This is a genomic window from Leisingera sp. SS27 (genome assembly GCF_028368855.1).
In the GTDB taxonomy this organism is placed as follows: Bacteria; Pseudomonadota; Alphaproteobacteria; order Rhodobacterales; family Rhodobacteraceae; genus Leisingera.
On sequence record NZ_JAQNCY010000001.1, the window covers coordinates 15,301 to 28,500 of the forward strand.

A 13,200-nucleotide genomic window follows, 5' to 3' on the forward strand; every position below is an offset into this window, starting at 1 on the left:
CAAGGTTGTTCCGCCTCCAGGGCAGACCAGGAAGAATTTTCAAGGACAGATCATGAGCATCGAAAAGACGTTATTTGCCGCCGCTGACAAGATGCGCGGCTCCATGGATGCCGGCGAGTACAAACACATCGCCCTGGGTCTGCTGTTTCTGCGTCACGTCTCGATGTCCTTTGAGCGCTTGCACGATCAGCTCTCCAAGGAAGATTACTCCGACCCGGAGGATCCGGATGAATACCTGGCCGAGAGCATCTTCTGGGTGCCGGAAAAGGCGCGATGGTCGACGCTGGCCAAGCAATCCAAGGATCCCAAGATCGGGATCATGATCGACGATGCCATGCGGGCGATCGAAGCGGACAATGAAAGTCTCAAGGGCGCGCTGCCCAAAGTCTTCGGCAAGGAGAGCATCGACCGCACCATGCTCACCGGCCTGATCGACCTGTTCACCAACCTCAAGATGGAAGGGAGCAAAGCTGACTTCGACCTCATCGGACGCATCTACGAATACTGTATCGGCGAATTTGCCAGTTCCGAAGGCAAGCGTGGCGGCGAATTCTATACGCCCAAATCCGTCGTTGACACGTTGATCGAGATGATTGAGCCGACCAAGGGCCGTGTCTATGACCCATGCTGCGGCACCGGGGGATTCTTCGTTCAGTCCGAAAAATTCATCGACGCCCACTCCGGCCAGCGCAATGACATCGCCATCTACGGGCAGGAGCGCAACCACACCACCTTTGGCCTCGCGCGCATGAACCTGGCGATCCGGGGTATTTTTGGCGACATCCGCTGGAATTCCGAGGGTACCCTGGTTAAGGACGCCTTTGCGGACGAACGGTTCGACTATGTCCTGGCAAATCCGCCTTTCAACATTTCAGACTGGTCGGGCGAGCTGCTGCGCGAAGATGCGCGCTGGAAGTATGGTGCGCCGCCGGTAGGCAACGCCAACTTCGCCTGGATCCAGCATATCCATCACCACCTTTCGGCATCCGGAATTGGCGGTGTGGTCATGGCCAATGGCTCCATGTCGTCCATGTCCGGGGGCGAAGGCGACATCCGCCGGGCGCTGGTTGAAGGCGACGCGGTGGATGCCATGGTGGCGCTGCCGGGGCAGCTGTTCTATGGCACGCAAATTCCGGCCTGCCTGTGGATCATGGCCAAAGACAAATCCAACGGCATTGCCAAGGACGCCAAGCTGCGCGACCGGCGGGGTGAGGTGCTGTTCATCGATGCCCGCAAGATGGGTGCGCTGGTACCGGGCAGCCGCAAGCAGAAAGAACTGTCCGAGGAAGAGATCGCTCGTATTGCCACCGCCTATCACGCCTGGCGGGGAGAGCCGGACGCAGGCGCCTATGAGGACGTGCCGGGTTTCTGCAAATCGGCGGACAAAGACGAGATCGCCAAGCACAATTTCGTCCTGACCCCGGGCCGCTATGTGGGGGCAGGGGCCGCCGAGGAGGATGATGAACCCTTTGAGGAGAAGTTCACCCGCCTGATGGAAGAGCTACGCGGCCAGTTCGCCGAGGGACGCCGGTTGGAGAAGGAGATCGAGGACCGGCTGGGGGTGTTGGGATGAGCGCTTGGTGCAAAACATCCCTTGGTGAAGTTTTGGAACTTAAAAGGGGGTATGACCTCTCAAAGGCGAAAAGGCTTCCAGGACCTTACCCAGTAATCTCATCCTCTGGCCCCAGTGACTTTCATACTGAAGCCAAAGTGGATGGCCCCGGAGTGATCACTGGGCGCTATGGAACCATAGGTCAGGTGTTCTACACTGAAGTTCCGTTTTGGCCTTTGAATACAGCGCTTTACGTACGTGATTTCAAAGGAAATTGTCCCAGATTTTGTTTCTACTTTCTACAAACTTTGGACTGGAGCAAGTTCAACGACAAAAGCGGCGTCCCTGGCGTAAACAGAAATGACGCGCATCTGGAGCCTGTTGTGATTCCTCCTGTTGATGAGCAACGCCAAATTGCTGCGATCCTTGGGGCGCTGGATGACAAGATCGAGCTGAACCGCAAGACGGCAGCGACTTTGGAAGAGATGGCGCGGGCGCTGTACCGGTCGTGGTTCGTTGATTTCGACCCCGTCCACGCCAAAGCCGCTGGCCGCGTCCCAGCCCATATGGCGCCCCAAACCGCCGCCCTCTTCCCCGCCAGCTTTGGTGAGGATGGCCTGCCGGAAGGTTGGCAAGTGCAGCCACTACTTGAAGTCGTGGAGTTGTTGTCAGGTGGGACGCCGAAAACGTCGGTGCCGGAATTCTGGAATGGCGATATACCCTGGGCCAGTGCAAAAGACGTCAGTCAGTGCGGAAAGGCTTTCTTGATAACGACTGAGCGTACGATCACAGCGGAGGGCCTGAAGAAGAGTAGCACGAAGATCATTCCAAAGTTTTCCACGGTCGTCGTCGCTCGTGGGGCCACGACAGGGAGAGCCTGTATGTTTGGCGATGACATTGCGATGAATCAGACCTGCTACGCTCTAAGGTCTCGAAATGATCGACCCTTCTTTGCCAATTGCCTGTTCATGACCGAAGTCTTGGGCATAACTCTTGCCGCACATGGTTCGGTGTTTGACACGATCACGACGAAGACACTTCAAGCAGCTTCGGTGGTTTCGCCGTGCGAGGGACTGTCCGAGGTCTTTGAGAGGGAGGTTTCCCCCATGTTCAATCGAATTCTGGATTTGACCCGAGAAAACCAAACCCTCGCCACCCTCCGTGACACGCTCCTACCGCGCCTGATGTCTGGCGAATTACGTGTTGGAGAGGCGAAAGAGCGGGTGGAGGAGATCGTGTGATGGCTTTTTCGCCGGGAGATCTTCGAGACTATCTTCGTCACGTTTCCGCTTGGGTATGGCGAGAGCAGGATGATGCACTTCACTATGGCTTGAAGCTCCAGGAAGAAACGATCACTGAAATGCTCCTTCTTCGCATGGCGCGAGAGTGTTCTTCTTCAGGTTTGAACGTCAAGATGTTCAGTCGAACCGAAGAAGGTGGAAACAAGAAATACAAAAAAATCGGAAACGGAGCTGATTGGGAGTGGTTCGTCGAAACCCCATACTGTTCAGTCGGATTTCGGGTGCAGGCTAAGGTGTTGTCTTCTCGAATTACTCCCGTAAAACGGAGTTTGTCGTTTGGTAAATACGAGGGTTTTCCCCGTGACAAAAAGCAAACTGACGAGTTGATTTCGAGTGCCAGCAGCGCTGGGTACAACCCGATCTATGTTTTCTATAACCATCCCTGGATCTCTGACCGATCGATGTTTTCGTCGGCCTCCCACCCATTTTCCATAGCAGGAAGCGATTGGGGCTGTTCCATTGCTACAGCAAATTTTGTCAAATCTGCTCCAGACTACAAGTTGTCGTCTCTTATCAAAGGGATGTTGCCCTGGCACTTATTTTTTGGTGTGGATCGTGGATGCGTGACAAAGCGTGCTATGGGACATTTGCCTGGGGGACAAGATTTCATACCCGAAGCACCTCGACCAGAGTGGTTGTACTTTGCACATGATGGCCCTCATGCAGTCAATGAATACCTGATCGAGAGAAAACTCTCCGGGGTTGCGTATTTTCAATTTCAAGATTTTTGGGATGAGTAGATGTTCCAAGTAGACCTTTCAAAAAACCGTATTCAAAAGCTTGAAGAAAAAAAATTTTCTGACCTCAACCTGCGAGAACGGGAGCATCTCCAGGAATGGCTGGCTGGGCAGCCGGATGCCTTGGGCGAGGAGTTGCTGATCATCCAGAAAGAATTCGACGGTTTCGCCGACACGCGCGAACGACTCGACCTGCTGGCGCTCGACAAGGACGGGCAGTTGGTGGTGATCGAAAACAAGCTCGACGACAGCGGACGCGATGTGACCTGGCAGGCGCTGAAATACACCGCCTATGTTTCTGGGCTCACCAAAACGCAGATCATCGACATCTACCAGCAGTACCTGGACCGGTATTGCGGAGGCGGAAATGCTGCGGCGCAGATCTGCGAATTCCTGGATGTTGAAGAGCTTGGTGAGGTCATCCTGAATCCGGGGAATGACCAGCGTCTGATCTTCATCGCTGCCAACTTCAGGAAGGAAGTCACATCGACCGTCCTCTGGCTGCGTGAGCATCGCATTGATGCGCGGTGCTTCAAGGTCGTGCCGTATGCGTTTGGAGAAGAACTCTTTGTTGATATCCAGCCGGTGATCCCCACGCAAGAAGCCGCGGATTTCATGATCGGGATGGCAGAGAAAGAGACCGAGGCTAAGACTGTCCAGGGGGTTCAGCGGCGTAGCCACAAGTTGCGCCTTGAATTCTGGACCCAGGCGCTCGACGCCCTTCGGGCTCGAGGATTGAGCCGCTACAATAACATCAGCCCAACAAAAGATCATTGGTTGAGTTCAGGAACCGGCGTTTCGGGTGTCGTTTACAGCCTGATCTACTCGAAAGACGAGGCGCGGGTTGAGCTCAGTATCCAGAGAGCGGACAAGGCTGAGAACAAGTGGTTGTTTGACGAATTGAAGGAAGAGAAGGAAGAGATCGAAAGGGAATTTGGAGCCGAGCTGAATTGGAAACGGATGGACGAAAAAAAATCCAGCCGGATAGAGTACGCAAAGCCGTTTGATGGATTTAACAGAGAAAACTGGCCGGAAATGATAGATTGGCTGGCGCAGCACATTGCCAAGCTTGACGGGGCCCTCGGCGATCAATTGAAGCGCCTGAACCAGTCTCTCAAGTCAGGGGAGAACTTGATCTGATGGCCTGGGCAAGCGAAGCGGACCTTGAAGCTGTCTTCATGGAAGACCTTGGGGCGCTGGGGTACTCCGTCCACCACGGTTCTGAGATTTCGCCTGAAATGCGCAATCCGATGAGAACGAGTTTCCGAGAAACCTTTCTTCTGCCGGTGTTCTTCGATGCGCTGAAACGACTGAACCCTGAGCTGCCGGTCACTGCGGTGCAGGAGGCCGCGACGCGGGTACATGATGTCGTGTACGCCACTGACGTTGTCCAGGAAAACCGGCGTCTGCATGACCTTCTCGTCAATGGTGTGGCTCTGACCTATTTCGCCGATGGTGAAGAACGCAATGCGCGTGTTCAGATTGTCGATTGGGAAAACCAGAAGAATGACTGGCGTGCCGTCAATCAGGTTGATGTAGTCGGAAAGAACCCTCGGATACCGGATGTGGTGCTATTCCTGAACGGCCTGCCACTGGTCGTTGTTGAGCTGAAGGGGACGGAAGGGGCCGGAATTGACGCCGCCTATCGGCAGATTGACACATACAAAGAAGATATCCCTGATCTGTTTCGCACGTCGCTCCTCACCGTGATTTCGGATGGGCTGAACGCCCGCTATGGCTCGTTGTCGGCCGGATTGGATCGTTTCATGCGATGGCGTACCATCGACGGTGAAACCATAGTCGAAGAAAAAACGTCTCTTGCTCTCAAAACTCTGACCCAAGGGCTTTTGGATCCACAGACGCTTCTGGACCTGATACGCTGGTTTGTAGTGTTCGAGGATGAGGGTAGGGGACCGGTCAAGAAAATCGCCGGCTACCATCAATTCCATGCAGTACGGAAGGCGATCCAGACGATTCTGACGGCTCAGGGGGGCGATGGCAAAGGCGGTGTCATCTGGCACACACAAGGGTCTGGTAAGTCTCTGCTGATGACTTTCCTTGCCGGGCGCGTTATGCGGCACCCTGGCCTTGAAAACCCGACCCTGGTGGTTCTGACTGACCGTAATGATCTGGATAATCAGCTTTTTGCGACCTTCGGTCGGTGCAAGGATCTGTTTGGCGAAGATCCAGTCCAGGCCGACAGCATCAGTGATCTGAAAGACCTACTTAATCGTGAAGTGGGTGGCGTTGTCTTTTCCACGATTCAGAAATTCCGCCCGGAAACAGGTGAAGTTTTCCCGGAACTGACGGACCGGTCCAACGTGATCGTCATGGTCGATGAGGCGCACCGCACTCAATACGGGTTCGAGGCGAAGATGAAGAAGGAGACTGGGGAAGTCCGTCATGGACTTGCATACCAACTTCGTCAGGCGCTCCCCAATGCTGTTTACATCGCCTTCACAGGAACTCCTGTTGAGTTGGTCGGAGCTAACACAAGGGGTGTATTTGGCGAATACATTGATGTGTATGACATCGCTCAAGCCGTCGAGGATGGAGCGACGGTTCCAATCTACTATGAAGCAAGAGTTGCCAAGGTCGAGCTGGACGAGGAGTTTTCCAGGGAACTCGACGAGAAATTCGACGAAGCCACCGAAATAATGGAAGATACTGAGGCGGCGGCGATCGCTCGAAAATGGTCGCGTGTCGAAGCACTGGTTGGAGCCAACAAGCGCCTGGATACGGTGGTCGAAGACATCCTGGAGCATTTCGACGCGCGGCTTGAGGCGATGAACGGCAAGGCGATGATTGTTTGCATGAGCCGACGCATCTGCGTGGAAGTGTACAATAGGATCGTGGAACTGAGGCCTGAATGGCATGGGGACACTGACGAAACTGGTCAGGTCAAAGTCATCATGACTGGCAGCGCAACAGATCCCGCAGAATTTCGGCCCCATATTCGCTCGAAGTCCCGCCAGGAAGCGATCAGGAACCGCACCAAGGATCCAGCGGATCCGTTGAAGCTCGTCATCGTCCGTGACATGTGGTTGACCGGATTTGATGCACCCTGCATGCATACACTTTATGTCGACAAGCCGATGCGAGGGCATGGCCTCATGCAAGCTATCGCCCGGGTGAACCGTGTATTTCAGGACAAACCTGCAGGGCTGGTCGTTGATTACATTGGTATCGCTGCGGAATTGAAAAGTGCGCTTGCTCACTACAGTCAGTCCGACCAGCAACAGACAGGGATCAGTGAAGCCGAGGCCGTCGCGGCTTTCCTGGATGCGCTTGACGTGGCGCGCACCCAGTTCCATGGGTTTGACTACTCTCAAGCTTTGGGAGGGACGCCTGCGGAACGGCTTCGCGTACTACCGAGTGCTCTCGATCACATTTTGCAAAGCGACAGACTGGGTGAAGGCGGGGCAGTGAAACGCTTCAACGATGCCACTGCGGCCCTGGTAAAGGCCTTCAAACTCGCCTCAGGCAGTCCTCAAGCCACCGACCACACGGAAGAAGTAGCCTTTTTCTCTGCCATCAGATCAGGCCTGGAAAAAGTTGGGGCGGCGCCGGTTGGGCGGTCATCCCGGAATCCGGATTTCGCAATTCAGCAGCTTGTGAATCGTGCAGTTGCGTCAACAGAAGTTGTTGATATCCTTGAAGCTTGCGGCTTCGATCGTCCTGATATCAGCATTCTGTCTGATGCCTTCATGATCGAAATCCAAAATATGAAGTACAAGAACCTGGCGGTGGAAGCTCTCAAGAAGCTTCTGAACGGTGAGATCTCTGCGAAGACCAGAACGAATATCGTTCAGAAAGAGGAGTTTTCCTCTCGTCTGGAGCAAGCGATTGCTAAATATCACAATAGAAGTGTCGACGCCCTTCAGATCCTTCAGGAACTGATCGAAATTGCGAAGGACCTTCGGGATCAACCTGACGACGGTTTGTCTGCGGAAGAACGCGCATTTTATGATGCCCTGTCGCAAAATGACAGCGCGGTTGAGATCATGGACAATGATAAGTTGCGTGTAATAGCCGCGGAACTGGTGAATACGGTACGAAAGAATTCAGGTACGGATTGGTGGCGCCGGGATAATGTGCGAGCCAGGATGCGTATTGCAGTGAAGAAAATTCTTCAGCGGCATGGGTACCCGCCTGATCTTGCATCTGAGGCTGTGAAGACCGTTCTTCGTCAAGCCGAAGCCCTGGCAGTCGAGTTACGTTGAGCGACACGTTGAACCAAAGAGAGAGGCCTCACGGTCGTATGGTACCTCTTCAACTGTATCAGTTTCTTCTGACGAGCGGTGAGCGCTCTGTAATCCCGGCCTACGCGTGCCGGTGCAAATCTCATTCCCCAGAGTTTTCCTGGTGATATAGTTTGAGTGTTTTTTTGATGGAAAGAGATGAGCCATGGATGATAGAGCGCTGATTTCTGAAATTAGCAGAATTTTGGATACGCATGGTCTTGAGCATGGCAAGCGAGACGCGGCTTTGGGTGTGCTTTGGATCGTATTGCATCCAAATTCCACGCCGACCTCAAAAAAGAATATTTGCGACGATGGAAGTATCCTCAATAGTCAGCGCTGGACTCTATTCAACAATCAACGTGAGACCGAAATGAAAGTCGAACTCCACTATAATACTGACATAAAGTAGGCTTGCAGTGATTGGACACCGCCCCTTTCTCAGCAAGCTGAAATTGGGACGGCGCATCTCAAGACGGAGAAAGTGAGGATCCTTCAACCATTCGAAAATGGGGTTCGCATTGGCTGCATATCGCTGCGCCACCAGTGCTACTGAAATCCCCTGCGTCGTTGCCTGCGCTCAACTCTCGTGCTCTTCTTCGTCCGATTAAAACCCCTGCTTCCGCCCGCCCATAAATCACTCGTCAAGGCGCGGTCAGGTCGGGCTCAACGGGCGCTTGCGTCGAATGCGGCGTCTTCCCAGATAGAAACGAATTTCTCCTGCGCAGCTGTGAACTGAACGTCAATCAGTCGAGCGAGATCCGTGAGCTGTATGAATTTCTGAGCCTTCTGGCTGTTGTTCTCTACTCCAGTGTATGGCAAGCGGATGTCGCCGCCGTCGATTTTTTGCTTCAGCGTATCCGGCTTGTAGTTCAAATACTGCGCTACGTGTTCCAGCGGGATAATCGGATTTCCGCCGAAATGGGCGAGCAGCATGTCGATGGTTTTCATCTTGGTCTCCTTTGCTTGTGGAGAGGAAATGCGTTTCTGCTTCAAAAGGCGGAAAACTGGTTTGATAGGAGTTTGATGGCCGATGCATGGAACCCGGCCATCGGGGTTATCAGTGAAGTGACTTGCATCTCTCCAGGATCAGTTGATGCCAGTCCCAGTTGGCGAATTTGTCGCCTTCTTCTTCAACGTGTTCGTAGCGGTACAGACATCCACCATTCTTGTGACCTGAGATTTTTCTGACGAATGAAGCAGACTTTCCCATCTCGAATTGCCGACTGATGGCTTCGTGCCGAAAGTCATGGAAGCGCAGATCGACGACTCCGACCTTGTCCCGGTGGCGGCGGTATGCTGTCCCAACCGAGCGCGGATTGTAAGGGAAGATGAACTCAGACGTCCTGGGCATTGCCAGGATAATCTCCAACGCTTCGCTCGGAAGAGTGCACCAAACGTTGTTTCCCTTTTTTTGCCTGGGATGTTTCATGTCGCGCACGAGGATCGTGCCACTATTCACGCGCAGATCATCCCACCTCAGTCTGCAGATTTCGCTCAGACGACGCGCCGAATAGATTGCAAAGACCGCCAGGATGTCTGCAGGTATCTTCTGCCGAGGATTTTCCGAGATAGCAGTCAGGATTTTGTTCAGCTCACAGAGTTCTGGTCGGCGATCGCGCTCTTCGGATCGAGCCAGAACCTCATCTTCCCAAAGAGTTCGCATGGCCAGGCTGACCACTTCGATGGGAATCAAAGCTCCTCGGTCCTTGGCCCAGGAGAGTGTCCTCGCCAGGTGAGTCATGTATCCCGCGACAGTCTGCGGCATTCTTTCACCAGCCGACAATAGATCTGCATAGTCGTATAGCTGTTGCTGGGTCAGCGTTGATACCTTGGTCTTTCCGAACTCGTCGGCCTTGATGAACGTCAGCACTTGAAGGGCAGATCGGCCAAGGGTTTTTCCGCGCTTCAATCGATCGTCGATGACATCTGAGATTGTAGTTTCCGTCACGACTTGAATTGGAAACCCGTTTAGCTCGATGTCGCGGAGTTGGTTGTTTCGCCATTTTTTGGCGTTCGGTAAGTGCTTGAAGGTTTTCGTGAGGCTGTGCTGTTTGCCATCCACACGCTTTCGGATTTGTACCCGGTAGGAGAACTTTCCATTCTTACCTTCAAACCGAGTGATGTTCTGTTCCTCGAATTTTTTCCCAGGGATCTCCTTGCGAGGTTTCTTTTCTTTCTGCTCGGCCGACGAGATCGGCATGGTGCTTTCTGAAACCCCGGCAGCAGTCACAGTGGTTGCTTGAGAAGGGGAGCGGTGGAAGAGGTTCTGGGCAGTAATCGCTGCGAGCACATCCGTTGTGCTTTTGTTGATAGTGGTCATGGAATTCGTCCCATCTTGATTTCGATGACAGGGAATTCGGTTCGTCCACACGAAAAAAGATTCCGGGGTTTGATAGCCAAATTCCGAGGGAAGAAGGGAAGATGGAACCGGTGGTGCCCGGGCCAGGAACCAGCTGCATTTGGGCCGCTGTTTGTAGGCTTTGGATGTGCTACACCGTAGCACGCTCGAATCGAGAACCTCCGAAAATCCCCGGAAATACGGTGAAATCAGGGGAAATCGTGCTACGCCAAGTTTGGAGCTGAATGGAGTTAACGCTTTGAAAAATAACGCACAAAAAGCAGCGCGTTTAAGCGTGGCACCCATGATGGACTGGACCGACCGGCACTGCCGCTATCTGCACCGGCTGCTGAGCCAGCAGACGCTGCTGTATACCGAGATGGTCACCGCGCCGGCGCTGGTCCGGGGCGGCGCGCTGCATCTCTTGGACTTCAACGCCGAGGAGCATCCGGTTGCGCTGCAGCTGGGCGGCTCCGATCCTGCCGAGCTGGCAGAGGCCGCGCGGCTGGGGGCGCAGGCGGGCTATGACGAGATCAACCTCAACTGCGGTTGCCCCAGCGACCGGGTGCAATCCGGTGCCTTTGGCGCGGTGCTGATGCAGACGCCGGAACTGGTGGCGGATTGCGTGGCGGCCATGCGCGAGGCGGTTGAGGTCGAGGTCACCGTTAAGTGCCGCATTGGAGTGGACGAGCAGGAGCCGGAGCAAGTGCTTCCGGATTTCCTGGAGAAGATCCGCGAGGCCGGCTGCCAGCGGGTGACCATTCATGCCCGCAAGGCCTGGCTGCAGGGGCTGTCGCCCAAGGAGAACCGGGACATCCCGCCGCTGGATTATAATCTGGTGCACCGGATGAAGGCGGCCTTTCCGGATCTCCATGTCTCGATCAATGGCGGCATAGCCACGCTGGCCGATGCCAAGGCGCATCTGGACCAGGGCCTTGACGGGGTGATGGTGGGCCGTGCGGCCTATCACCAGCCTGCGGATGTTCTCTGCGCGGCAGACCCTGAGATTTACGGCATCGGTGCCGCCAGCAACCCGGCCTATGCTGTGCGGCAGATGCTGCCCTATATCGAGGCACGCCTTACCGAAGGCGCCAAGCTGAACCAGATCACCCGGCATATGCTGGGGTTGTTTGCCGGCAAGCCCGGCGCGCGCCAGTGGCGGCGGATGCTGTCCGAGGGCGCCTGCCGGGCCGGTGCAGGTCCGGATCTGGTGCTGGAAGCCCTGGCGCAGGTGGAGAGCCGCGCGGCGGCGTGACGCGGCGCCTCACGTGCGAGTGTCTTGTGAAAGAGGGCTGCGGCCGCTAACCCTTTGCCGCAGACGCAAAAGCCCGAGGTTCCTCTGATGACTGATCCTGCTGTGACCGCAGCCTTGCTGCCAGAGTCCGCTCTGCTGATGCAGATGGCGGCTCTGCTGGTTGTGATCGGCGGTTTTGCCGGTGTTCTGGCCGGGCTGTTGGGCGTCGGCGGCGGTATCGTGCTGGTGCCCGCCTTCTTCTACGCTTTCCAGACCCTGGGTTATGGTGGCGATCAGCTGATGCAGATCTGCCTGGCAACCTCGCTGGCAACCATCATCGTGACGTCACTGCGCTCTGTCATGAGCCACAACAAGAAAGGTGCGGTGGATTGGGAGATCCTCCGCAGCTGGGGGATCGGCATCGCCTTGGGCGCCGTGGTGGGCGTGCTGGCGGCTTCTGCTCTGCGCTCCACCGTGCTGCAGGGCGTCTTTGGCGGTCTGGCACTTGTGATCGGCTGTTATCTGGGGCTCGGCCGGTCCGAGTGGCGGCTGGCGGAAGAGATGCCAAAGGGAGCCAAGCGAATGGCGCTGTCGCCGGCCGTGGGCTTCCTATCGGTGCTGATGGGGATTGGCGGCGGCAGTTTCGGAGTGCCGCTGATGACCCTGCACGGGGTTGCGGTGCACCGGGCGGTGGCAACCGCTGCCGGGTTCGGCGTGATCATCGCGGTGCCGTCGGTTGCCGGTTTCCTGTTGTTGGACGTGGACCCCGCCACGCGGCCGCCTTTCACCATCGGGGCGGTCAATCTGGTGGCGTTCTTTATCGTGATTGCAATGACGCTGATCACCGCCCCCTGGGGCGTCAAACTGGCCCATGCGATGGACCCCAAACCGCTGAAACGGCTGTTCGGAGCGTTTCTGGTGCTGGTGGCGATCAATATGCTGCGCAAAGCTTTCGGGTACTAAGAGCATGAATGAGCAGTTTGAACAGTTCCAGGAGAAGGGCTGGGTGCGTTTTGCCGATGATTTGCAGGTATCGGCCTGGGCGGCGGATGCACTGCAGCATGGGGTGCGGGCGCTGGACGACCCGGCCTGTGCCGAATGGTTCCAATGCGAGCGGACCTGGTTCATCGGCGTTGATGCCTTGCCGAATGATGCCACCGGGCGGTTGCCGGATGGGCCGCCGCTGGCTGGCGCGCCGGTGGAGTTCATAACTCAGAACGTCGGCCCCATTCCGGACTTGCACCGGGCACAGGTGTCCTCGGTCTTTCCCGGCTATCCTCGGCCGCGCCCCGGCGAGGGCGAGGCCGCCTTCCGCTACCGCGTCAAACGCGATGCCGCGCATGTGGACGGGGTCAAAATGTACGGTGAGCACCGCCGCCGCAAGGTGGAGGAGCCGCATGCCTGGGTGCTGGGCATTCCGCTGAATGAAAGCAGCCCCGATGCTTCGCCCTTGGTGATCTGGGAGGGCAGCCACAGGATCATGCGCCGCGCCTTTGCAGCTGCGTTTGAGGGGGTATCGCCTGAGGACTGGGCGGATGTGGATGTGACCGATGCCTACACGGCAGCCCGCGCCGAAGTGTTTGAGACCTGTCCGCGGATCACGGTGCACGCCAAGCCCGGCGAAAGCTACCTGATGCACCGTCTGTGTCTGCACGGGGTTGCGCCCTGGGGCGAGGGGGCAAGCACGCCGGAAGAGGGCCGCATGATCGCCTATTTCCGCCCGGAGCTGGCGGATTGGACCACGGGGTGGCTGGCGGAAGGGTAGGCTTTCTGGGTAACAGAGATACAGCCGCT

Annotated in this window: 11 protein-coding genes; 9 read left to right on the forward strand and 2 right to left on the reverse strand. The window is 56.0% G+C overall.

Annotation, left to right across the window (positions count from 1 at the left end; genetic code table 11):
• Positions 1-52: 52 nt before the first annotated feature.
• The 6 genes from N6L27_RS00065 to N6L27_RS00090 all read left to right on the forward strand — a co-directional run bounded on the left by N6L27_RS00065 (position 53) and on the right by N6L27_RS00090 (position 8,243).
• A complete protein-coding gene (locus tag N6L27_RS00065; protein ID WP_271905001.1) occupies positions 53-1,573 on the forward strand; it encodes a type I restriction-modification system subunit M in 1,521 nt (506 codons plus the stop codon).
• A complete protein-coding gene (locus N6L27_RS00070; protein WP_271905002.1) occupies positions 1,570-2,793 on the forward strand; it encodes a restriction endonuclease subunit S in 1,224 nt (407 codons plus the stop codon). Before N6L27_RS00065 ends, N6L27_RS00070 begins: the two co-directional genes overlap by 4 nt.
• Positions 2,793-3,593 (forward strand): DUF6615 family protein, encoded by an 801-nt coding sequence (locus N6L27_RS00075; RefSeq protein WP_271905003.1) that lies wholly within the window; start codon positions 2,793-2,795, stop codon positions 3,591-3,593. The genes N6L27_RS00070 and N6L27_RS00075 overlap by 1 nt, the downstream gene beginning before the upstream one ends.
• Positions 3,594-4,730, forward strand: coding sequence for a DUF4268 domain-containing protein (locus tag N6L27_RS00080; RefSeq protein WP_271905004.1), 1,137 nt, complete (start codon positions 3,594-3,596; stop codon positions 4,728-4,730).
• Positions 4,730-7,813 carry a type I restriction endonuclease subunit R gene (locus tag N6L27_RS00085; protein WP_271905005.1) on the forward strand — a complete coding sequence of 1,028 codons (3,084 nt, stop codon included), beginning with the start codon at positions 4,730-4,732 and terminating at the stop codon, positions 7,811-7,813. Before N6L27_RS00080 ends, N6L27_RS00085 begins: the two co-directional genes overlap by 1 nt.
• 184 nt (positions 7,814-7,997) lie before the next feature.
• Complete coding sequence (locus N6L27_RS00090; protein ID WP_271905006.1) at positions 7,998-8,243, forward strand: hypothetical protein; 246 nt, start codon at positions 7,998-8,000, stop codon at positions 8,241-8,243.
• Positions 8,244-8,497: 254 nt separating this feature from the next.
• Here the strand turns inward: N6L27_RS00090 and N6L27_RS00095 are convergent, their stop codons facing one another.
• Both N6L27_RS00095 and N6L27_RS00100 read right to left on the reverse strand, forming a co-directional pair.
• A complete protein-coding gene (locus N6L27_RS00095) occupies positions 8,498-8,782 on the reverse strand; it encodes a pyocin activator PrtN family protein (protein WP_271905007.1) in 285 nt (94 codons plus the stop codon).
• A gap of 109 nt (positions 8,783-8,891) precedes the next feature.
• Positions 8,892-10,154 carry a tyrosine-type recombinase/integrase gene (locus tag N6L27_RS00100; protein WP_271905008.1) on the reverse strand — a complete coding sequence of 421 codons (1,263 nt, stop codon included), beginning with the start codon at positions 10,152-10,154 and terminating at the stop codon, positions 8,892-8,894.
• Between the two features lie 277 nt (positions 10,155-10,431).
• Here N6L27_RS00100 and dusA point away from each other — a divergent pair, with 277 nt between their 5' ends.
• From dusA to N6L27_RS00115, 3 genes are all read left to right on the forward strand, one after another.
• Positions 10,432-11,427 (forward strand): tRNA dihydrouridine(20/20a) synthase DusA, encoded by a 996-nt coding sequence (gene dusA, locus N6L27_RS00105; RefSeq protein ID WP_271905009.1) that lies wholly within the window; start codon positions 10,432-10,434, stop codon positions 11,425-11,427.
• Between the two features lie 87 nt (positions 11,428-11,514).
• Positions 11,515-12,369, forward strand: a complete 855-nt coding sequence (locus N6L27_RS00110) for a sulfite exporter TauE/SafE family protein (RefSeq protein WP_271905010.1) — start codon at positions 11,515-11,517, stop codon at positions 12,367-12,369.
• 4 nt (positions 12,370-12,373) lie between these two features.
• Entirely contained in the window at positions 12,374-13,171 is a 798-nt protein-coding gene (locus N6L27_RS00115; protein WP_271905011.1) for a hypothetical protein, read from the forward strand.
• Positions 13,172-13,200: the final 29 nt, after the last annotated feature.